Origin of the sequence: Prevotella sp. E9-3, assembly GCF_022024015.1 — a bacterium.
Classification (GTDB): Bacteria; Bacteroidota; Bacteroidia; order Bacteroidales; family Bacteroidaceae; genus Prevotella.
This window is the reverse complement of sequence record NZ_CP091786.1, coordinates 2,384,335-2,406,343: the sequence shown is the minus strand read 5'-3', so window position 1 is coordinate 2,406,343 and position 22,009 is coordinate 2,384,335. Positions and strand designations below refer to the sequence as shown.

General features: G+C 44.2%; 14 protein-coding genes. 11 read left to right on the top strand and 3 right to left on the bottom strand.

Features of this window, described 5'->3' with window-relative positions:
• Positions 1-20: 20 nt before the first annotated feature.
• Positions 21-962, top strand: coding sequence for a UDP-glucuronic acid decarboxylase family protein (locus L6475_RS09215; protein WP_237819285.1), 942 nt, complete (start codon positions 21-23; stop codon positions 960-962).
• A gap of 78 nt (positions 963-1,040) precedes the next feature.
• On the opposite strand, the gene hemW is transcribed toward L6475_RS09215, so the two are convergent.
• The 3 genes from hemW to L6475_RS09200 all read right to left on the bottom strand — a co-directional run bounded on the left by hemW (position 1,041) and on the right by L6475_RS09200 (position 5,909).
• The gene (hemW, locus tag L6475_RS09210) at positions 1,041-2,177 is read right to left on the bottom strand and encodes a radical SAM family heme chaperone HemW (protein WP_237819283.1); all 1,137 of its coding nucleotides are present in this window, start codon (positions 2,175-2,177) and stop codon (positions 1,041-1,043) included.
• A 215-nt stretch (positions 2,178-2,392) separates the two neighbouring features.
• Positions 2,393-4,036, bottom strand: a complete 1,644-nt coding sequence (locus L6475_RS09205; protein WP_237819282.1) for a hypothetical protein — start codon at positions 4,034-4,036, stop codon at positions 2,393-2,395.
• Between the two features lie 64 nt (positions 4,037-4,100).
• The gene (locus L6475_RS09200; RefSeq protein ID WP_237819280.1) at positions 4,101-5,909 is read right to left on the bottom strand and encodes a hypothetical protein; all 1,809 of its coding nucleotides are present in this window, start codon (positions 5,907-5,909) and stop codon (positions 4,101-4,103) included.
• Positions 5,910-6,414: 505 nt separating this feature from the next.
• On the opposite strand from L6475_RS09200, the gene L6475_RS09195 reads away from it, so the two are divergent.
• The 10 genes from L6475_RS09195 (at position 6,415) to L6475_RS09150 (ending at position 21,639) form a co-directional block, all read left to right on the top strand.
• Positions 6,415-7,548, top strand: coding sequence for a DUF3575 domain-containing protein (locus L6475_RS09195; RefSeq protein WP_237819278.1), 1,134 nt, complete (start codon positions 6,415-6,417; stop codon positions 7,546-7,548).
• A complete protein-coding gene (locus tag L6475_RS09190; RefSeq protein WP_237819276.1) occupies positions 7,545-8,744 on the top strand; it encodes a hypothetical protein in 1,200 nt (399 codons plus the stop codon). The genes L6475_RS09195 and L6475_RS09190 overlap by 4 nt, the downstream gene beginning before the upstream one ends.
• Positions 8,745-8,770: 26 nt before the next feature.
• Positions 8,771-10,195 (top strand): hypothetical protein, encoded by a 1,425-nt coding sequence (locus L6475_RS09185; RefSeq protein ID WP_237819274.1) that lies wholly within the window; start codon positions 8,771-8,773, stop codon positions 10,193-10,195.
• A gap of 69 nt (positions 10,196-10,264) precedes the next feature.
• Positions 10,265-11,593: a fimbrillin family protein gene (locus tag L6475_RS09180; protein WP_237819272.1), complete on the top strand. Its 1,329-nt coding sequence runs from the start codon at positions 10,265-10,267 to the stop codon at positions 11,591-11,593.
• Positions 11,594-11,646: 53 nt separating this feature from the next.
• Positions 11,647-12,912 carry a fimbrillin family protein gene (locus L6475_RS09175; RefSeq protein ID WP_237819270.1) on the top strand — a complete coding sequence of 422 codons (1,266 nt, stop codon included), beginning with the start codon at positions 11,647-11,649 and terminating at the stop codon, positions 12,910-12,912.
• A 128-nt stretch (positions 12,913-13,040) separates the two neighbouring features.
• A complete protein-coding gene (locus L6475_RS09170) occupies positions 13,041-14,120 on the top strand; it encodes a fimbrillin family protein (protein ID WP_237819268.1) in 1,080 nt (359 codons plus the stop codon).
• Positions 14,121-14,157: 37 nt separating this feature from the next.
• On the top strand, positions 14,158-14,718 hold the full coding sequence (locus L6475_RS09165; RefSeq protein WP_237819266.1) for a DUF3575 domain-containing protein: 561 nt from the start codon (positions 14,158-14,160) through the stop codon (positions 14,716-14,718).
• A 94-nt stretch (positions 14,719-14,812) separates the two neighbouring features.
• Complete coding sequence (locus L6475_RS09160) at positions 14,813-17,671, top strand: hypothetical protein (protein ID WP_237819264.1); 2,859 nt, start codon at positions 14,813-14,815, stop codon at positions 17,669-17,671.
• A 1-nt stretch (position 17,672) separates the two neighbouring features.
• On the top strand, positions 17,673-19,889 hold the full coding sequence (locus tag L6475_RS09155) for a hypothetical protein (RefSeq protein ID WP_237819263.1): 2,217 nt from the start codon (positions 17,673-17,675) through the stop codon (positions 19,887-19,889).
• 40 nt (positions 19,890-19,929) lie between these two features.
• Entirely contained in the window at positions 19,930-21,639 is a 1,710-nt protein-coding gene (locus L6475_RS09150) for a hypothetical protein (RefSeq protein ID WP_237819261.1), read from the top strand.
• Positions 21,640-22,009: the final 370 nt, after the last annotated feature.

The window sequence follows — 22,009 nt, the reverse complement described above, 5'->3', positions numbered from 1 at the left end:
AAAAACTAAAGCATAAAACAATGAAACGAATATTGGTTACGGGTGGAGCAGGCTTCATTGGCTCCCATCTTTGTGAGAGATTGGTCAATGAGGGGCATGATGTCATTTGTTTGGACAATTTCTATAGTGGCTCTAAAGAGAACGTATGGCATCTCATTGGCAAGCCTAATTTCGAATTGGTGCGCCACGATGTAGTTAATCCTTACTGGGCTGAGGTTGATGAGATTTATAATCTGGCATGTCCGGCATCTCCCATCTACTATCAGCACGATCCCATTCAGACCACCAAGACTTCTGTCTTCGGTGCTTTCCACATGCTGGGTCTGGCTCGTCGCACTCATTGTAAGATTCTTCAGGCATCTACCAGCGAGGTATATGGCGATCCCAATGTTCATCCACAGCCCGAAACCTATTGGGGCAATGTGAATCCTCATGGTGAGCGTTCTTGCTATGACGAGGGTAAGCGTTGTGCCGAGGCATTGTTCTTCGACTACCACCGTTTGCATCATGTTCGCATCAAGATTATCCGTATTTTCAATACCTATGGTCCGCGTATGGCTATCAACGATGGTCGTGTGGTTTCCAATTTTGTGGTTCAGGCCTTGAAGGGTGAGGATATTACCATTTATGGTGATGGACAGCAGACTCGTTCATTCCAGTATGTCAGCGACCTTATTGATGGTATGACACGCGTGATGGCTACTGGCGATGATTTCACTGGTCCTGTCAATCTTGGCAATCCAGGTGAGTTCACCATGCTCGAACTGGCAGAACTGGTACTGAAGAAGGTTGGCGGAAAGAGTAAGCTGGTGTTCAAGCCTCTTCCCAGTGATGATCCTAAGATGCGTCGTCCCGACATTACGAAGGCAAAGACAGAGTTAGGTTGGGAACCGAAAGTAAAACTCGACGAGGGTCTTGATCAAATTATTGATTATTTCCGAACCAAACTCGATATTCGCTAATATCTTTAAAGAATATGCAATGGCCAGAGTCCTGAAGACTCTGGCCATTGCTTTTTTATTGATTTTCCTGTTTTTTGGTTATTCATTTACTATCATCAGTTCGCTCATGATCATATTGCTCACAAATAGCCCTTTTCTTGTTATCCGCAGATGTCCGGCAACAAGTTCCAGCAAGCCGTCATCCAGAAATCGCTTGGCTTCTTTCATGCAATAGGACTGTTGTGCTGTTGTAAGTTGGGAAAGACAGATACCGTCACGGGTGCGCAAGGCAGTCATCACGATGTCGTTGTAGCGAGTATCATCGTCAATGGGTTCTTGCTCATAGACCTGTTCTCCTTTTTCTATGCCTTCTATGTAAGTCTTGATGTGATCAATGTTCCACCGTCTGCAGTCCTTTCCGTTGTAACTATGGGCTGCAGCACCGAGTCCTATGTAGGGCGTCTGGTTCCAATAGCTGCTGTTGTGGCGTGAACGATAGCCCGGTTTTGCAAAGTTGCTTATTTCGTAGTGCTCATAGCCGGCGGCTTCCAGTCGGTCTATGAGGTCGTTGTACATCTGACGCTCCAGTTCCTCGTCAACAGTAAACTTTTCCGTATTCTTCAGATACTGTTTGTAGAGTGGGGTGCCTTCTTCTATCATGAGGCAGTAGGCCGACAGGTGTTCAACGTCGAGCGCCAATGCCTGCTGTATGTCGTAGTGCCAGTCGTTGAGGCTCTCGCCAGGGAAACCATACATCAGGTCTATACTAATATTGTTGATACCTGCTTTTCTCAGTCGTTCCACGGCTACGGGTATTTGTTCGGCAGTATGCCGGCGATGCAGAAATTGGAGTCGTTCGTTGCTGAATGTCTGCACGCCCATGGAAATGCGGTTGATGGGGAGTTGAACCAAACGCTCAACATACTCTTCTGTAAGGTCATCGGGATTGCACTCCATGGTGATCTCTTTCGCATGTTCCAGTCCATATACCTTATTAATATATATAAAGAGCTGATTCAACTGTTCGGCAGACAGCTGACTGGGTGTACCGCCCCCCAGATAGATTGTTTCTATCCTGTTATCTTTGGGCGTAGAGAAGGTTGGTGTGAAAGATTCCATTTCCTTGCATACTGCCTCTACATATCTTTGTTTCAACTCTTCGTGAGTGGTAGAATAGAAACCGCAGTATATGCAGCGGCTTTTGCAGAAAGGAATATGTATGTACAGTCCAGCCATAATCTCATATTATTTTGCTGCAAAGGTACGATTAAGCGAGTGAAAATGCAAAAATATTTGCGGTTTTCCAAGCGTGAGTACCTTCGAGCGACAGCTCAGAGGTACGATTAAGCGAGTGAAAATGCAAATTTGTTTACTATTTTCCGCAAGTGAGTAGCAAAGAAAAAGTGCCCCTTGTGGGGGCACTCCTGAATGAAATGGTTGAATCTTTTTCTTTATTTCTTAATCACTTTTACAGTCTTCTGGGTTCCGTCGGCACGCTTCAAAGTCATCAGTACCATGCCGCGGCTGTTGGCATTGACCTTTCTACCTGAGAGGTCTGCATAGCTGATGCCTGTCACAGTCTGATCGGTCATCGAAGAGTGAATGCCGGCAGGATCCTCAGTGTCGGGAACAACCGTCACTTCACCAGTCTTGATATCCTTGAACACAATGTTTGATGCATGGCGCTCGCCACCACCATAGTAGATACTCTGAATACCTACATTCTTTTCAGGATAGAAATAGAACATGAAGTATGAGGGAGTAATCTGTCCACCTTCGTTTCGAAAACCGGCAGGAACTTCCTCCAGCTCTTCTGTCAGTCCGCTGTACTCTTCGGGAGAGAAGACGAACAGCTCGTCATCTATGAATGCCTTATAGGCCAACTTGTTTTCATCAATATAGTTGCCATCGACATCGGTAGGATAGAGGCTGAACATGGCGTAGTTGTAGTTGTAGCCTGGAGTCTCCAGGTATTCACCATAGGTGCTGATACTAGGATCGGCAGGAACGGCAGCCACTTCTACGAAGGGATAGATTTGAGGAGCCCAGTACAGAGATAGAGCAATAAGCTCTTCTTTGCTTGCATTGACCAGGAAAATGCTGTCGCTCTTCAGGGTGCGTGCCTCTTTGTCGTAATCGAACACAATCTTGTCAGATTTTTTAGCCTGCAGTTTTACAAAGTTGCCGCTTTCGTCATAGATACTGTCCACGTATGCTGCTACGAAATACAACTGATAGCCGTAGTAGGTGCCCAAGAACTGTCCACTTTCAAAGGTCACCTTGTCACCTTCGATGGTTCCCACGGCATAGCCGTCATCATATCCGTTCAGGTACACCTCTTTGTCGGTAAAGGCTACGTCTATGCGTCCGTAGGCATCACCCATTGTATTGCCATCAATAGTTTTGATCACAAAGCTCTCTGTTGTCAGACCTTCAGGAAGGGTAATCTTTGTATCGGTGTTGCGCTGATAGTCGAAATTGTATTCGCCACCACCGAATGTCCATCCCATATCGGCATTGCCGTAGATGTAGGCAATGAGCACGCCAGTATATTTCTGGTCGTCATCGATAGACCTCAGTACACCATCCTTGTAAATCATTTTAAGGATTGTGTCGGGCTTCTCTACCACAGTGCCTGTTGCATTGTCCCACTTAGCCAAAGTGGTATAATAATCGACTCCGTTTTGCTGATAAGCTATCTGCTTTTTAATAGTGATGGTGTCATTCTCTCCCCGTTCAGCCTGGATATAGCTTTGAGCACCAAGTAGGTTGGGCAGGTTCTTGATATAGACAAACCCGTCGTTTCCTTCCACGATCTCGCTTGAGAGATTTGAATAGCTGGAAACAGCTGGCGTACCACCATTACTCTGTACCAAATTCATTTTACCAAAAACTTCGTAATACGTTCCTTCCGGACGGTTGAGAATAGGCGCATTGGGCACCTTGGCCTTAGCCTTTGCGGGTGTCTTGGCTGCGATGTTCAGTCCAAGAGCATCTTTCTGCAAAAGTGGTACCAGCGAGGTTGATTTAAACTGTCCAGCTGCGTGGCTGGCTACCCACAGTAATGCTACTGATAATAAGGTAAATTTCTTCATGATTGAAATGATTTTTTGTAAGTTTTTTATTTGTGTTGAAAATCAATATGCTCTATAGTATTCTTTAGAATACAACTTTGCGAGCTTTCTGCTTGCCGTTGCGAAGGGTTTCAACCTTGACGAACATGCCGCTGCGAGGACTTTCTACACGGCGGCCCTGCAGGTCATAGTAGGTAGTGTGGGCCACCACGTCTTCCTTACTCGTGGTCAGTTGCTCAATAGCTGTGCTGGTGTTGGCAAAGGCTTGGTTGGCATTCACGATCTGACCCGTGGTGGTGTCGATAATCAGTACTACGCCTTTCAGTTTCTCTCTGTCCTGAACCAGCGACTGACCAGGAGCAGCAGAGTAGGTGGTTACGGCTTGGTTCAAATCGAAGGTATAAGTATAGCTTTCAGCCACATCTGCATTGAAGTGAGCAGGCAGTGAACCCTCAATAGGTGTTCTGCCCGACCATGAAATGGCTACATCATTGAACACCAGTCCTTTCACATAAGTACCCTGTTCGCAGAACCAGTCCATATAGCCGTCTTTATAGTCATTACGGCCGGCATAGGCGTTGGTTTGCTGCCAGTTGCTGTGCTGCATGCCATCCTGAGTGAGGAAAAACTGCAGCAGATATTTGTTGTTGTCTATATCCAATGGCGAAGTCACCAATGCCTTCACTTTGAAGTTGTCACCCTCAAGACTGGTCTCCACGTCAACGGCCAGTGGAGCAAACTGCTCACGCTGTGACAGCCAATAGGTTTGCAGGCTCTCGAAGTTTGGATCAATCACCTCTATACGGTCCACATCGGCCGATGGGTATCCGCTGATACCAATAGGATATTGGCTGGAAGGTATAATCTCCATCGGGTCGCCGTTATGAAAGCAGATGCCTACAAAGTCCTCATATTTCTCGCCCATCAGTTCCATACCCACAAAGCCGCGTGGACACCACTGGCACCACAGACCGGTGTACTCTTCGCATACGGGGCGCTTCACTGGCAGCACGTTGTAGAAGTTGGCCTTGCCTGTTCCTGTTGCATTGCTGCTTCCGTTGGGCTGACCGTTCACTTTCTGGATGGTCACGTTGATGGCATAGGCTCCTTTCTCCGTTATCACGGGCAGTTCGGCCGAAATACTCTGCTTATGCCCGTAGATACCAGGAAGAGCATAGCTCAGGTCGGCATGGTAATCAACCTTCTGACCGTTCACTTCAACGGTGTAGTCTATGTTCTGAACACCGTTCAAGCCTTGGTTCTGCACATCGAACGAAATCTTGTTCGTTGCATTCGTCTTTGAATTTACTTCCGGAATGTTGATGGCTGTGGCAGCATCAGCACTGAAATCGCCCTCCAGTATCACTTCCATCGACAGACTGCCCATCTGTTCGCCTAAAGAATGCCACGCAGTACGATAGCTGCCAGAAGAGTGAATGTAAAAACCGTCGGCGTTGAATACTGACGACACGTTGATAGGTTCGGTGGCCACATCCTTTTCTGCCGTCAGCGAGTAGCCCACATACAGTCCGTCAGCCGTGATGGTATAAGGCTGGGCAAAGGCCACTTCGTTGAATCCCTGGACCGCAGTGAAATCTACGGTCTCGATGTCGGCACCCGTAAACTTCTGTGATTTCACCTCAAGGGCTGTTGACAACCATGCCTTGGCATTAGTGATGCCCTGGGCCGAAGTAAAATAGATGCGTACTCCTTTTACCTTGCTGCCCACGAGGGTAGGGTCGGCTATTCGAAGGGCCACATCATACGTCTCGTTTCGACTTTGGCCTGTACCATAGTCGTAGAAACCGGATCCAATACTGTAAGGAATTTCATTAGCGTTGGTCATTTGTGTCAGCATCAACAACGCCATCCCAATGAGTAATGCTTTTCTCATAAACGGTGATTAATTTTTTGAGGTTTGGGTTATGAAATGAATTTTTATTATTTTTTTCTTCTATCCTGAAAAAGAGTTAAGTCTTTTCGTGGTGCAAAGGTATGCTTTTGTGTCTTACGTTGTTAATAAACGGTGGTTAAAAAATGATAAATAGCTTGTTTTTGTTATCAAAATACCATATATTAGTTACAAATTTATGCTTTCTGCATAATATTTCAGTCAATATGATATCTTGCATACAATCTGGGAAAGATGATGAAATTGTATCAATTAGGTAAAGTGTCTCTTTAAAATTACTAATATTATTGTTTTTGATATTAATAACTTCTCCAAGTTTGATAGTTAAATATGTTAATGTATGTTTATTTTTTTTTTATTGTTTAAAATAGTCTATATTTTTGTACACGATTTGCGATGTAGATTAAATTAAATTAAAATTTTTGTGAAAGTTGATAAGCTGTTCTCATTTGTGCTTTTCACTGTACTCCAACTTTTTATAGTTGCTATGTTAGAGGCACAAACAATAGATAAGCGTACTAAATTAGTTCCCGATACGCTAGCATTGGCCGACCGTTTTTCTGTTCGGACCAATACTGTTGATTGGCTACTACTCACTCCCAATATCGGCGTTGAATACGAACTGAGAGGGGTAGAGTGGAATCATTGGGCGATTGGTATGAACTTTCGCTATAATTGGCAGACAAATCACACTTACCAGCCCGCACAGGTTTATAATATAGCTGAGGCAAAAGCAGATGTCCGCTATTATTGGCGAACTCGTTCCTATTATAGCAAGAGTGAACGTCAGTTGTATTCTGCAAATACTAAAAAACGTAACATTTTTAAGCGGCTGACATCAACACTGCGTGACTCTGTTCTCCATCCCAATGCTACTTATTATCGTGGAGCATTCCTTGCGTATAGCAAATACTCTTTTCTTCTTTTCGGTAACAAGGGTTACCAAGGAAATGCTATTACTGCTGGATTGACCATTGGCATGGTAAAACCGCTTTACCAGTTTGCTGGCGGAAATAGCATCGATCTTGACATGGGACTCAACTTGGGAGTCTGCTTTACTGAGAATGATGAATATTTTCATGATCGAGAGAGCGACTGCTACCCCCTTGTAAAGCACAATGACTGGTCTGTCGTTCCTTTCCCCGTACTCAACGAGGCACGCATTGCTTTTGTTTACCGTTTGGGCACACGTTCTATGATGCACAAATACCGTTGGCGCTATGATGTGGAGCAGCGCTATCGTGAACGTATGGACAGTATAATGGATGATGAGTTGAAACGCATTGAAACCGAGCGAACTAATCGTAAGTATCTGGAAGGAATGGATGCTCATTTCGAACGTATATATAATAAGGTTTATGCCGACACACTCGTTACGATACGTCAGCGTATGGCCAATGAGGAGAAGCAGCAGGCTCAGCAGGCTGCTGCAAAGAAAATGGCTGAAGAGCAGCGTAAGCAAGAAGCCGCTCGAATCAAAGAGGATAATAAGAAACTGAAGAAACAGGCCAAAGAGGAAAAGCCTTCTGAGGAACAACTTCCCAAAACCGATGAACAACAACCACAGGCAGAGGAGCAGCAGCCCCAAGCCGAAGAACAAGGAAAGGAGGAAGCTAAATGACTACACTAAACAGAATATTGCTGCTATTGTCAGTCGTCATACTGCTGCTGACGCCTTCCTGTACTGAGGTTGATGTGTGCACTGATGAACAACATCCTCACTTCTCAACAGTAAGCTACACCTTTAATTGGGACAATTTTGTTGGGCAACAGCCTGACTCACTCTACGTTATTGCTTATCGTGTCATTAACATGTGGAAGACTTCCATGATAGTTGACCGTCAGACGCAGACTGGCATATACCATTACAATGCGCCTACTGCTCAGTTGGCTGATTATTCTGGATTGTCAAGTTTCCCTATTCCTGGAGGAGAATACCGATTCATGGCTTTCAATCAGTCAAATCTCGAACTCAATTACGATATCATTGAACAGTTCTCTGAGTCGGACGACATGGCATTGAGCGACCTTCAGGTGTTGTATCGTACCTATCGTAGGAACGATACTCTCCTTGCAAAACCAATTAGCGAATGGACCGACTATAATGCCTATTCGTATTTCATGCAACCCAGCACCAATGCTATCTGTCTCGATACTATTTCTACTACCGAGATGAAGCCCAACGTGCATCGTACCATCAATTTCCAACTACATCCTATCACGCAACAAATCGATATTTATTTTGATATCAACAAAATTACCAAAAACACCAAGTTTACGGTCGATTCTGTTTTTGGTGAGATAAGTGGAATACCTTTCACCATCGATCTCTTTAACGGTTACATCGACATACGGCGTACCTGCAAAATGATGTTTAGATGCGAACTACAGAATACCAGTGGAGTCCCGCTCGAGAAAGACACCGATCCCAATACCAGCCTTCGTTGTCATGGTACTATCGCAGTGCCCACTATCGTGCAGAGCGATAACTCCAATGTCTATACCGGACCGGGTATTATGCAAGTTGTCATCTGTTGTAGTACGGCCAACCCCGACTATCCGATTCTCTCTACGAAGGAACGGCGTGAAAAGAAATTCCAAGGCATCATTAACCTATACAACACTTTAGAGAAGGCAAAACTCTATAAATATAGCGACGACGGCCAGCACGTGACGAGAAATGCCGCAAAGAAAGAATTGCACATCGAAAAAGTGATGGACGTTGATGGAAAAATGGTACTTGAAAATAGTGACGACAATGGTGGTGTGGATATATGGAAGAGCACCCTGGCTGACACTATTCTTGTGCATATATAAATAAGAGGTGAATTTTCAAATTCAATATGAATCAATTATATAAAATCAAATCACTCGTTATTATAGCGGTTGTTGCTGCGGTGACCACTGCCTGTAATGAATCATATCCGGGCATTGACTACGATATGACACATGGAGAACTAGGCATTCATAATGAAGACGAAACGCGTACTCGCACGCCCATTATGCTTTTTGCCAACCAGCAGAACTTCTTTACTGTGTCAACCAAGGGTACTGGTCCGTTTACTTCGACAACCCTCGAAAATAAGCTTGCCAATGCCACGTTCTATGTCTTTGCTTTCCGCTTTGGCCGATACAATAGCGGACCCTCTGGATTTCAGAACGAGACAGACTTTACCCAGACACGTTATGCCGAAGGGCGTACACAAGATCAAGAATTCGTTCATTGTCTGCTTGATGGTAAGAACTACTATTTGGGACAACCCACAGGACTTACTTATGGAGGAACTGGCGAAATGCACTTTGAAGAAGGCACCAGTACCGACTTCATAGATGACGAACTGCACAATCAGGATGTGTTCTATTACAGTGGCGATTATCAAACTGTTCCATACGACTTCTTTGCCTACTACGTTGATGACATCAGTCTTGCTCAGCACCATCGCGATGCCGACCGTATCTGGTACGACATCACCCTTAACGGAACCCAGGACCTGCTTTGCGGTTATGCTCCCCGAATCAACGAAGATGTGCTGAAATCCCGTTATGCAAACAGATATAAGGAACTTACGCGTGCTGAAATCAACAATATCTGCAATTATGGAGGCTACTGTACCTATAGTGCACAGTTGGGCATTCATCCCTACGTCAATGTTGGACACCAACTCACACAACTGGAATTTGAGGCTTATCCAGGTGACTCTACCGCCAACAAAATCACTATTTTAGGCATTCGCGTAGAGAGCAACACTTCAGGACGCTTGGTGGTTGCTTCGCGCAATTTAGAAGATGTGGGCTTTACCGCTTACGATTCAAAAGCCTTCCTTCCTTTGCGCGATCCACATGATGGTCTTACCACACCAAAGGAAATGACTCCTGTAAAAACAGAACAGTACGATGAGTCTATTAAAGAATGGACGAAACAGGAGCCAACGAAACTGGGTGGCAGTTTGATGTTGAATCCACAAGAGTCTTATAGAATGGAGATAAAGTACCAGCAAACCATTCGTAAAGTATATACAGGGTCGAGTGTTGTGGCTGAGAAGGATACAGTTCTCACCGCGCATTATGAAATCAAAGCCCCACACCAGGAAGACGAAGGCAACAAACGGCCTGATGGTACATTCATATTCATGCCTGGTAAAACCTATAAAGTGCGTGTGGCAGTTTTCGGACTGAAACCCATAGAAGTGTGGACCAGTATTGATGGATGGCAACAGGCAGGAAACATAGACCTGGGTGATACCTTCTCTACTGACGACCAATGGTGAATACAGATACACTAGATTATTATTTTTTTTTACCTATATTTTTTTTATTAACTTAATTTTTTAAGCAGTATGAATAAGTATTTTTTCATCGCAATCGCAGCAGTAGGACTGTTCAGCGCTTGTTCGTCTCATGACGATGATTTTGCCACAAACGATTCTGTAGGTGGTAATGTGATTTCTGATGATGCGCGTATGCCCATCAAACTCTCTTTTGGCCAGAAAGTAACTCGCGGTACCGGTACCGTAGGTGGTGGATTCAAGGATATCAAGAATGTCACTGAAGATAACTTCTGGGCTGGTCAGAGTGTTACTATTTTTATGACAGACAAAAACACCCTCAAGCCTTCTGAATTCAATGGCATAAAGATTTTCAACCATGAAGAGTTCATTGCTCCCGATGCATCTCTGGACGTGGAGACCGGTATTGCACTTCCTGCTAACGACAGTGTGAGATACTATCCTGCATCTGGAGCTTTCGACTTCTGGGGCTATCGTCTTGATGATGCTATTCAGAGTGCTCCTGTTACCAATGCTACTAATGACACCACATCAATAGACTTTACTATTGACGGTACTCAAGACATTATGGTAGCTAAAGCTATTCCTAGCTCTCAGGACACAACTGATGTTATAACCTATAGCGTAGCAAATAATAGTGCCATTGACGCAACCGAAGCAGGAAAGCGTATCTATTCTGCTTATGCAGCACGTGCTGGTGTACAGCCTGAGTTGAAGTTCCGCCACTTGCTCTCTCGCCTGAAGTTCTACGTAAAGGCTGGTCAGTTCGAGGCAAAAGACATTAACATCGACTCTATCAAGGTTATCTCACCCGTTTCCGGTAAGTTGATCGTAGCTCATCTGGGCGATGAGAACGAAGTAAAACGTATTGTATGGGAAGATACAACCGATTCGCTGACACTGATGCAGCGTGACCTGTCTGATTCAAATCCAAAGAACGCCAATCTGATTGACCTCGTTCCTGTAAAGCCCACTGTTAAAGTTGCCAACAAGAACGATTGGAATACCACTGAGGTTGACACTGTTGAAGTGGGTGAAGCCATTCTCGTAGCTCCTGGTATCCGTGATTCTCAGAATCCTCTGGACGACAAGTACAACATCACTATCTTCATGAGTCAGAACGTAAGAAAGTACTATAATCCAAGTGATCATATCAATCCTGAAACCGGTTCTCCTTACACAGACGACGAGAATGTGAAGAAGGAAACCTATAGCAATGTTTCAAAGGCTATCAGCCGTGAGTTGGAAGCTGGCAAGTCTTACAACATTCTTATCACTGTCTATGGTCTTAGCGAGATTGACGTTACTACCACACTCGTTCCATGGGTAGATGGAGAAGGCTTTACAATTATTCCTGAAGACGAAGGTTTCGATTATTAAAGGCTTCTCATTCTGAACGGTGATTCTTTATTAACAAGAAAATCGAAATAGTAATGAGAAAAAATATTTTGATGCTCTCACTTGGACTGTTGGTACTGTCATCCTGCTCTGTGCAGGATGACGATACCATCAACGTCCAGGCAGAGCCTGATGACAACAGCCCCGTACTCATTCAGCTAGGCTCAGGATATAATGTAGGCATTAGCCGAGCCACTATCGAGAGTGAGAACGACGGTCGCTTCTCGTCAGACAGCCTCGGCGTTTTTATGCTGGCTCGACTAAAGACAGCAATCAATCCCGAGACCGATCCCTTGACTTGGACACCAGGTGATGTTTATCAGGCTGATGTGGCAAAACTGGACAACGAATGGGCATTGGTCAACAAGGCCAACGGAAGAATATTCTTCCGCAACAAGGAGGGACAAGACTATGGTGAGATAACTTACCATTACTATCCCATCGACAACTGGTATGCCTATCGTTTCTATGCTTATCAGCCATTCCGCACCGACGACAAGGTGACGGTAAGCGATGATGACCAGCGTATTGTCCATTATACCGATTTGGATGGTACACAGGACATTATCTGCGGTTCAACACCGTTGACGTTGAACGCACAGCCTTTGACAGATTTGGCTTACTGCTCAAAGTATTTCCACATGAATGGACATACTGAGGAAGTGCCTAACATCGCATTCAAACACATGCAGATGCGACTCCAGTTCTATCTCGTGGGTGAAGGCGATACCACATGGACCGACCCAGTTAACCATCCAGAGGATTATACCATCAGCTACAACGACTGCAATGATATGGTTCTTACAGAACTGTGTGTACTCAGCGTACCAACAAAGGCTGATTTGACAGTGGCCAATCTTGATGACAGCGAACCTTCACTCGTTTACGATTGGAGTGGACCTAAGGCCGATTTGTATCTTCGCGACCGTAATGCCGTTGTGCAGCCTGGTGAGGAAGAACCTCGCTTAAGTCCGGTTGCAGTAAACGGTGAGCTCACTGAGACAATCCGTGAGGGTGGTGTCATCATAGGTGCCGACAACACTGAGAAACTCCCTGTAGGAATGCCCATCATGCTTCCATACGATAAAGTTGGAGTATATCAGGTGGCCATGAAGTTCGAGAGTCAAAGTACTGGCGATAAGTTTACTGTACACCGTATCGACCTGCGTCCAAACAATCCTTACCAGTCAGGCAAGACCTACAAGATTAAAATTAAGGTAGGCAGCCCACAGAAAGTGTCGGTTACTGCTACTCTTGCAGGATGGGAAGACGATGGAGAAGGTGAGTTGATACTGAACTAATCTCAGCCTGAAAATGTGCTGAGACCCTCTCATAGAAGGAAACTTGTGGGAAGCCGGGAACATTATCCCGTATCCCGACTTCTCACAAATCTCCTGACTATATAATAAAAGAACAACAAACAAAAGAAATGAACAAACAGTTAGCATTTCTACTTCTGGGATCTGTCGTCTTGGCTTCCTGTACACAGGATGCTGATGAGATGCTTGCATCCCAAGTCGAAATCAATGACAATACTCCTGTAGCCATCCGGCTGGGGTGGAGGAACACCACCCTTGAAACAAAGGCTGGCTTGGAGGGAACCATTCCCCAGACCGACAGCCTGGGAGTTTTCATGCTGGCTATCGACAAACAGCCGCATAATATGCTCGCCCCATCCCCTTCGTGGCTCGAGCCAAATGGCGCTTGGATGGACAATCAAAGGGCAAAGATAGATGCAGTAGGCAATATTTGCTTCTACAACCATGACTTTACGGCCGATTCTACCTGTTACTATCCTTTGGATAGCTACTATAAATATAACTTCTTCGCTTATCAACCCTTCAGCGAGGACATCATAAAAGATGACAATGATTGTACTGTCGTCTTTAAAGACCTTTACGGCACTAAGGATATCATTTGGGGACGTTCAACAATGCCCACAGATGCATATGCCAACTACGCTTATAGTGCACGTTACTATCTGATAAATAGAGAAAATCCACTCATCCCAGTTATTCACTTCGAGCACAAACTGATGCGTTTAAGGTTCTCGTTGGGAGGCTTGAATCCTACAGGAGATCCTGCTTACAACGACTTTGAGAAACTGACACTCCTGAAACTTTGGATTAAAAATGTTCCTACTGAGGCACAACTGGACATTGTTTCTGGACATTTTGAGGCTGATTGGGGTGACACATCCATACTGAATAACATCTACCTGTGTGATGCTGACGACCAGCCATTTACACCGATAAAAATAGAAAGTACCACACCACAGTCCATTGGACAGCCCATCATGCTGCCAATACCCAATGGAGAAGATAGGTTCAAATTGGGTATGCAGTTTAGCAGTGAAGGAAACGACAGCACCATTTATGAGGTAAACGTCACGCTCGACAAAACAGGCTTTGTTGCTGGTCACGGATACAATGTAAAAATCTTGGTGCCTGGACTGGATTATATAATTCCTGAACCCACTGTTATTGACATTGTGGAGGAAAAAGAATAGTCATAAATAATACAGGCTCAACCTAATGCACAACACTATGCTGAAAAAAGTATTTCTCGCAATACTCATCACCCTGCTCACTCTGACAGATGTAAGAGCACAGATGCTGGCCGCAAGTACTGAATTGTCCAGCGACCTGCTTATGATGCCATCGTTTGGCTTTGAAATGGTTACGGGCGAACGCACCACACTGGGTATTAGTGTTTTAGGAACCAACAAGCCTTGGGGGAAAGATGTCAAGGCAATTGCCCTACAGCCAGAATTGAGATACTACTTCTCTGGGCGCCCGATGAACCATGAGTTTATAGGCTTTGGAGCCCTTGCTTCCAATTACGACATTACTTGGGCCGGAAAAATATATGAAGGTTCCTCCATAGGTGGCGGTCTCATTTTCGGATACGTTCTTGCGCTTTCCAAACGAATCAATCTTGATTTCCATGCTGGTTTCGCTGCAATCTTCTATCGGCAGAAAGAATACTTTGTCGGCGACCACTACGATACTGAATATCCCACCGATGGAGTCATCTCTACCAATGCTCACGGATATACGCTCTTACCTACCCGCATCGGCGTGTCACTTACCTATATATTAAAATAGTTAGCCCGTTCATTCTATTTATAATCCCACTTCCGAACTCATGAAGAAATTCCTCTCTTGCATATATCTTGTATTGCTGACATCCTGTTTCATAATGTCAACAACTCATGTTAACGCACAATTGGTTAACTATCGTATCTCGATGAACTTGAGATCGGGGGGCGAGAAGAAACCGGTAATGTTTAATATCGCTAACCAATTTCTCAAATACGAAGAGGCTAAGAGCAAATATCCTGAGATTCTAAAAAAGATAGAAAATGGAACTATCGATAATACAGAGAATCGTGACAAGTATGGTATCGATGCGAATCAGAGAGTGGCTGAATTCAGTAATGCTCAAGGAACAGGAGTCGTGATTTATTCGCTTGAAACTTCTACTGACGAACCTTTTGCATTCTTGTTTCGACTCGATAATCAGTTGGTAAAGAATAAGAAAATTGATTTGGGCGATGATCAGGCTATCTATTATGACTGTGACAAAGATGGCGATACCTATGTTTACAATATTAGTTTTCAGGGTACTGAAAAACTGATTATCGATGATGTGTTGGGTAATGCCAAACGAGACCGAAACCGTCGTGCCTCAATCGACTTGGGCGATGACAAGGAAGGATGGAAAATAACTGTAATGCTTCCATGGAAATACCATGAGGACGACTCACGTGTCATTATCATTCCTTATGCTGTTGACTGTAACACAGAGGATACCGTGGACTACCTCGTTCCTGCTGTTTACGAAGGCTATAATTATCATACGTTACAAGACCGCCGCAAGGATTTTGACTATGAACAGAAAGATCCGTTCGGAAAAACAACTATTCTTACCACCACTTGGCAAAGGGTGGACACCATTCACCGGCCACCTGTTGTAAGGAAAGTGGCTAAAATGGTGAACGGCAAAACTGTTGAGGACGAAAATGGTGAAATTGTTATGGAGACTATTGAAGAAAATAATGACTCTCTTTATATCTCCTCAGGCAGTAAATCAGACACGATAGTAAGTTTTAAGAATTTCATCAGTGAACTGGAACACGATAGCCTCAATGAGTGTATTATTATTGACACACTTATTATATGGAAAAAAAGAGACAAGAACCGGAGTTATCGTTGTAGGGCACTCATAGCTATGGAGGACCTTCATAGGAAGTACTATGAATATCACGACCCGGGAACGTGCCTGCACGAGAAACCGTTTAAGTTCTTGGAAATGAAAACTGCCATGAAGGAACTTGAACTCACTGACGAGTTTCGCGACCAGGCAAAAATTTCTACAATCGAAGATAAACGAAACCTCGGAATACAATTTGACATTGGTACGGCGAATATTATCGTTGATTCCACCTACTATGCCGATATCGATAAGTTGAGAAATGATATTCAGGATATAGAAAGTAGTGGAGAGGTAATTGAAGCCTCGCTCATTGCTTATGCATCCCCTGACGGTCGAGAGGAAACCAACAATCGCTTGACACAGCAGCGTGCACAGGCTGCACTGGGTGTAATTCGTAATATTCTTCCTCGAAAGGCCATCAGTGCTTCACACAAAATCGATTCATGGGAAAACACAGCTGCTTTGCTGGAGCAGGAAGGATATACCAATGAAGCGGCCTTTATACGTGAACAGGCCGAAAAAACGCCTTCAACCGAAGAGGCTTGGAAGGTAATTTCTAAGAACTGTCCTAACTATGAGCAAGTGGTAAAACCTATGCTGGTAAAACAATGTCGCATCAGTTTCTCATACAAGTTCATTGCAAAGAGAGTGCTCGAACCCAAAGAGGCAGTAGAGAATTATTATGCCAATAAGCACTATACAGGTTTTTCAAATGGTGACTATTACAATATGTTCCGCCTTATTAAAGATAGCGTTGAACTCGACACACTAACCGAGATTGCGTATAATGCCATCATTAAGCGTCGTATGGACTATGACAAGCGCATAGCGCCATACATCATCAATAGAATGGCCTTGCTCAATATGAAGCGTGGAAAGCCTGATACATTGACGCTTGCCCCTATGATTACTGAAAAATTCCAGCCTTTCCGCTTTGATCTGGAAACGGTCGATAAAAGGGTCAGTGAATTGCGTATCAAATATAATCGCCCCGAGCTGGTGCTCAATCAGGCGGTAATGTTCTATACGCTTGGCAATGAAGACCGTGCACTGGAATATCTTGACTATCTGGAACGGCATAAAAGTCCAGAACGTGAAAAGTTGTTGGCGTTCATACGATTCAAGAAATACTATCGTAAAATGCTGAATGGCGACCTCACACCCAACGAGCAGATTTTGTTTAATAATGCTCTTTCGTTCGTGGAAAATTCAAGTCCCGACAATAGAGCTGTTATCTATACAGAATTCACTATGCTCAACAAGCGTGCACAGGCATGGAAATGGGTACACTTGATGAATGATGATAATCCCCGCAAATGGTATCTGATGGCTCTGTTATGGGCTTCACGCGATGGTCAGGAAAACAACTATCCTCTCAATGTTAATGTAAATACGCCTCAGGAGGATGAGTTCGAACTGTTAACTGAAGATGAAGCAATGGACTTGAACGTTGACAATCCCCAAAAGTGGATGGAGTATAAAAAGTGGGAAGCTGAGTTTCTTGCCCAGAATCCTGATGCTAAACCGAAACCGAAGAAGAAAGCCGAGCCCGACCCCGACGCAAATGTCGATGTTGAAGGCATACCTTACTATATGGCCTACTTTCAGAAGAGCTTCGATATGGACGACGAGAAGCGAACTATGATGAAGAGCTATTTCACAGAGGGGCATATCACTGAGGATATGCGCAAGAAAAAGAATCATGCCTTTAAGAATGATCGCATACCTGCATATCGGAAGATATATCGGCTGAGAAAAGCTGCCGACGACATAGAACGGGCAAAATATCTGAAAGAAGTAGAAGCTGAGAAATCAGGCCGACCAGTTCAAACAGGAAATTGACATGCAAAAACATAGACTGATAACCTTCTTGCTGGCATTGCTGGTGATGGCGTGGGCTCCGGCCTATGCCCAGAAACCTCTTTCGTCAAAGACATTAACGAAAGAGGAACAGAAAAAACAGATTAAAGCTGAGAGAAAGAGGAAAAAACAGGAGGAACAGAAAAAACTGCTGCTGCCAAAACCTGGTGATAGTTCAATGACTTCTGCCAAGAAGGACACTGCCGAGGTGGAGGACAATCCTTTTGCTGTGAAGATGGATGCCAGCTACGTTCCTGTGGACAGCATGAGGCTGAAAGGAGTGGTGAATCCAGATACCTTTATCATGGACCGCCGATACATTGCCGAAGGCGATACACTTACCTATCATTGGTATGATAACCTGTCCGTCCAGTCTGGCGCCGGCGCTGAACAGATGGTTCCACCCCCCGGGAAAAACAATTACCACTTTGACCCTTTGACAACCGTCCATGTCGGCGTAGGATATCAGTTGGGTAAGTATCACTCACTGCGATTGGTAGGACATGCTGCTCTTGGCTATCAGAAAGACTATGACCGCATGTTTGCACGATATGGATTGAAAGTTGACCATCTCTTTGACCTTTCATCCTATTTCAGCGGCTATAACCCCATGCGACTGTTGAGCGTACAGACTGTGATCGGAACTGGCTTTCAGCACGCTATGCTCAACAACGCTGCCGGATTGAAGGGCGATGCTTTTGAGGGCCATGCCGGACTGCAGTTGCACTTCAATACAGGTCCACACGGATCATTCAACATTGAACCCTATTTCGGACTGGGCGGTAACAACTATGATCTGAGCCATGACAAGAACTGGAGGAAGGTGGATGTCTTTTATGGTGTCAATGCCAACTTTGTGCATTATTTCACCAATCACCTGACCCGTGCTGCTCGTCTGCGACAGCGTGAAAAAGCACGCAATACTCACAATCGACTTATGGCCGATAGCATTACCTTGCAGTCGTGGCAGGCACCATGGATAGTGGAACTGGCTGCAGGACCGTTTATGATGAAAGCACCAGTGTTGTCGCTCACCGAAACAATGGGCCATGAGGAGGCACTATCGGTAGGCAAATGGTTCTCTCCCGTTGTAGGTATGCGTGTGTCTGGTTTGGTGCGCTCTGCTATGTGGCAGAAAGTTTATGAGAGTACTGATGGAATTTCCTATGAGCGGGCTATGTACACTCATTCCTACGGAGCAAGGGTTGAAGCCATGCTCAATCCGCTTGGATTCACCAACAACTATGTATGGGATCGTTCGTTCGGTTTCTACCTCGTGGGCGGACTGGAATATGGTAAGTACCTTAAATACCAGACGCGCGAGATGCTGAGTTGCAGTAGCGAGGGCTATGTGGCTGGTCTGCATCTGTGGATGAGGCTTGCCGATGGTCTGCATCTGTTTGTAGAACCGCGTTTCGTGCACAATGTTTATAAGATTCCCTACCGCAACGTACATTGGAATGCTCGATATTCAGACAATGGTTACGGACTGAACATTGGTCTCACGGCCACCAGTCAAAGCAGGAAATATCGCCTACCTGTCAATGACAGCGAGGCTGATAAATTCCGTCGCGTCAGTATCGGTGTGGGCGGTGGCTACAACCTCATTCACATTTGCGAGCAATATTTGGGCGACAAAGGAAAGTGCTTCAACCTGAACTCTTTTGCCCAGTACAGCTTTGATCACGTCTCATCGGTACGTGCAGGTTTTGAGTTCGTTGTACACTCTAAGTCGAACATTGCCTCTTACTACGATGGCATACTGGATGAAAACGGTTATGCCAACTATGTTACGAAGCGTAAAGGCCAATGGAACCATACTTACAATATGGGTATAGCAACCCTTGCCTATAGTGCCAATATGGGCAATCTGCTGCGTGGGTATCGCCCTGGGCGACTCTTCGAACTGGATTTGTTTGTAGGTCCTGCTCTTTTCTGGCGATTGAGCGAGGAGGCAAAGCTGAGCGAACTGGAGATGTTGCGAGACGGCCATATTCTAAGTTTGCCCAAGGATAAGAGCAGAGCCTTCCGGCCCGCTGCTCATGGCGGTGCAAAACTGGTGGCCAACATCACCCCCAAAATAGGTATCACGCTCACCCCTCAAATCTTCTATCTCAGTAAGTTCAATATGAGCGCTATCTTACCCACGCGTGTTCAAGTAATTGAAACACTCGACCTGGGTGTGCAGTATAAGTTCTAAGTTTTTCGTTTCACGTTCAGACTCCATTATCCCGTATATTATGATGAATATCCGTCGTTTCCTTATCATAGTTTTCTTAGCGTTTGTGGGCATCGCTTCAAGTTTTGCCGACAAGAAGAAAAAAAACACTCCTGAGTATGAGGCCCAGTTGGCAGCCACAATGGTAGCAATCGATTCTATCATGGATGGTCATGATTTGAATGAGCCCATAGAGGATTTTTGTGATAAAGTCATTAAGAAATTTGACAAAGAGCCTCGACTTGAGATGCATATTGCCGAACAGTTCTCGCGCAGCAAACTGCAAAGCCACGATATAGCCTATTCACGCATGGAGAAGCTCATCAAGAAATATCCTAAGTTCATGGATGGCTATCTTACGTATGCGCAGTTGTTAGTAGAGCGTAGTGTACGAATGCAGCATAATGATAGTCTTGCCTCTGTCTCCCGTGCCCGACAGGTGGTTGACTCCTGCAAGACGGTGCTCCCAGATAGCATAGAGCCGTATATGAAGTGGGTGCGCATGTTCCTGAAACGTGATTTCAAAGAGGTTGATAATGAAGCTGAAACTGTGTATAAGAAATTTCCAAACTTCCCTGTATATAGTCAGGTTGCAACCTACTATTTCCAGCAGTATGACCTTGAAACAAACGATACAACAGTTCTGAACCGCTCTCTTTCCTATTTGCGAAAACAGGACAAGAACTCAATGACATTGAGAAATATTGTTCTTTATACGATTATCTTGAACCTTGTTCACGACTATGAGCCAGGACTTGATCTCGTTAATTATGGTTTAGAGAAGTTTCCTAATTCAAGAGAATTACACCGATATGCTTTGCGCTTTAATGTAGAATTGGGTAAAAGAGAGAAACAGAAAAAAAATAGTGATATGGCAAAATTGTATTACGGAGATGCAATTGCTGCCTCTGAAAAGTTGTTTGGCGTCGTTGATACAATGAAATACGAGCCTGCTGATTATCGTTATAGTGGCAACGCATATCAGGGTATGAATCAATTCACCAAAGCTATTTCAATGTATCGTCAGGAAATGGCTACGAAGGGCGAGTCGGATAAAGACTATGAAATTGCTATCAAGAATATTAGTAGCTGTTACGATGCTATTTATCCAGATTCTGCCATCCTTGTTTATGAGGAATATATAGATTATAAGAAGAAACACGGGAAAGCCGTAGAAGCCTCTGACTATTGGAATCTTGCTGAAAAGTGCCGAATATATTCCGATGAGTTGATGGCAAATGAAAAAATAGATATGCTTCATAAAGCAGACTCGCTTTATATGATGATTCTTACGGTTGACAGTACTGAGAATAATGTGTCGTTGGCCTACGCACGCCATATGCAAATGATTATTAATTTAGAAAAGGTTGAGTTCGGTGAGTCAAAATGGGGCGATGCTGTTTTTGAAGCAGCTTCATTGCAGGCAAATTATATTGAGAGTCTTCAAAATAGTGGATTTGAACTTACAAATGCTTTTAAATTGCGTTTGTGCCAGGCTTATTATAATCTTGCAATTGCATATTTCTATAATACACAAAAAATCTCTGACCAGGAGTCTTGGTTTAAAGCACTTTCATATTCTGAAAAATTATTGCAACTCGAAGCATCATCTGGATATGAGGGCGTGATTTTAAGGTCAATAGTTGCTAAAATTGAAGGAAACTCATCTGGAAGAATGAAGAAAAGAGCTGCAGAAATAAAAGCAGCCTACATAGATCTGCTCAATTCTTAATCTATATACAATCATCTCTCTCCTGTCAATTGTCTCAGCTTGATGCTTAGAAAATTGACAGGATTTTTTTGTTGGTAGAGGGCATCTGTCATCTGAAAGTTTTTTTAGCGTAATAGATTTAGAGTTGTCGTTTTATTCTTCAGATATTGTCATTCTTTGGCCAAGCATTATTCATTCTTCCATTTTAAATTTTGGCCATTATTTTCTGAATTTTGGCCAAAATTTGAAAAATAATGGCCAAAATTTATTTTAGCTTTCATTCCGTTGACTCTTAAAAGACTAACAAGTACTTAGTAACGGAATAACTCTACCGCTTCAATTGCTATTAGGGTAAAATAAATTATAGCTATAATTCTTTCAATTTTAGCTA

What these genes read in the sequence shown, in the direction of transcription:
- L6475_RS09215 (WP_237819285.1), top strand. Translation starts at nt 21, where the DNA reads ATGAAACGAATATTGGTTACGGGTGGAGCAGGCTTCATTGGCTCCCAT.
- hemW (WP_237819283.1), bottom strand. Translation starts at nt 2,177, where the DNA reads ATGGCTGGACTGTACATACATATTCCTTTCTGCAAAAGCCGCTGCATA.
- L6475_RS09205 (WP_237819282.1), bottom strand. Translation starts at nt 4,036, where the DNA reads ATGAAGAAATTTACCTTATTATCAGTAGCATTACTGTGGGTAGCCAGC.
- L6475_RS09200 (WP_237819280.1), bottom strand. Translation starts at nt 5,909, where the DNA reads ATGAGAAAAGCATTACTCATTGGGATGGCGTTGTTGATGCTGACACAA.
- L6475_RS09195 (WP_237819278.1), top strand. Translation starts at nt 6,415, where the DNA reads ATGTTAGAGGCACAAACAATAGATAAGCGTACTAAATTAGTTCCCGAT.
- L6475_RS09190 (WP_237819276.1), top strand. Translation starts at nt 7,545, where the DNA reads ATGACTACACTAAACAGAATATTGCTGCTATTGTCAGTCGTCATACTG.
- L6475_RS09185 (WP_237819274.1), top strand. Translation starts at nt 8,771, where the DNA reads ATGAATCAATTATATAAAATCAAATCACTCGTTATTATAGCGGTTGTT.
- L6475_RS09180 (WP_237819272.1), top strand. Translation starts at nt 10,265, where the DNA reads ATGAATAAGTATTTTTTCATCGCAATCGCAGCAGTAGGACTGTTCAGC.
- L6475_RS09175 (WP_237819270.1), top strand. Translation starts at nt 11,647, where the DNA reads ATGAGAAAAAATATTTTGATGCTCTCACTTGGACTGTTGGTACTGTCA.
- L6475_RS09170 (WP_237819268.1), top strand. Translation starts at nt 13,041, where the DNA reads ATGAACAAACAGTTAGCATTTCTACTTCTGGGATCTGTCGTCTTGGCT.
- L6475_RS09165 (WP_237819266.1), top strand. Translation starts at nt 14,158, where the DNA reads ATGCTGAAAAAAGTATTTCTCGCAATACTCATCACCCTGCTCACTCTG.
- L6475_RS09160 (WP_237819264.1), top strand. Translation starts at nt 14,813, where the DNA reads ATGTCAACAACTCATGTTAACGCACAATTGGTTAACTATCGTATCTCG.
- L6475_RS09155 (WP_237819263.1), top strand. Translation starts at nt 17,673, where the DNA reads ATGCAAAAACATAGACTGATAACCTTCTTGCTGGCATTGCTGGTGATG.
- L6475_RS09150 (WP_237819261.1), top strand. Translation starts at nt 19,930, where the DNA reads ATGATGAATATCCGTCGTTTCCTTATCATAGTTTTCTTAGCGTTTGTG.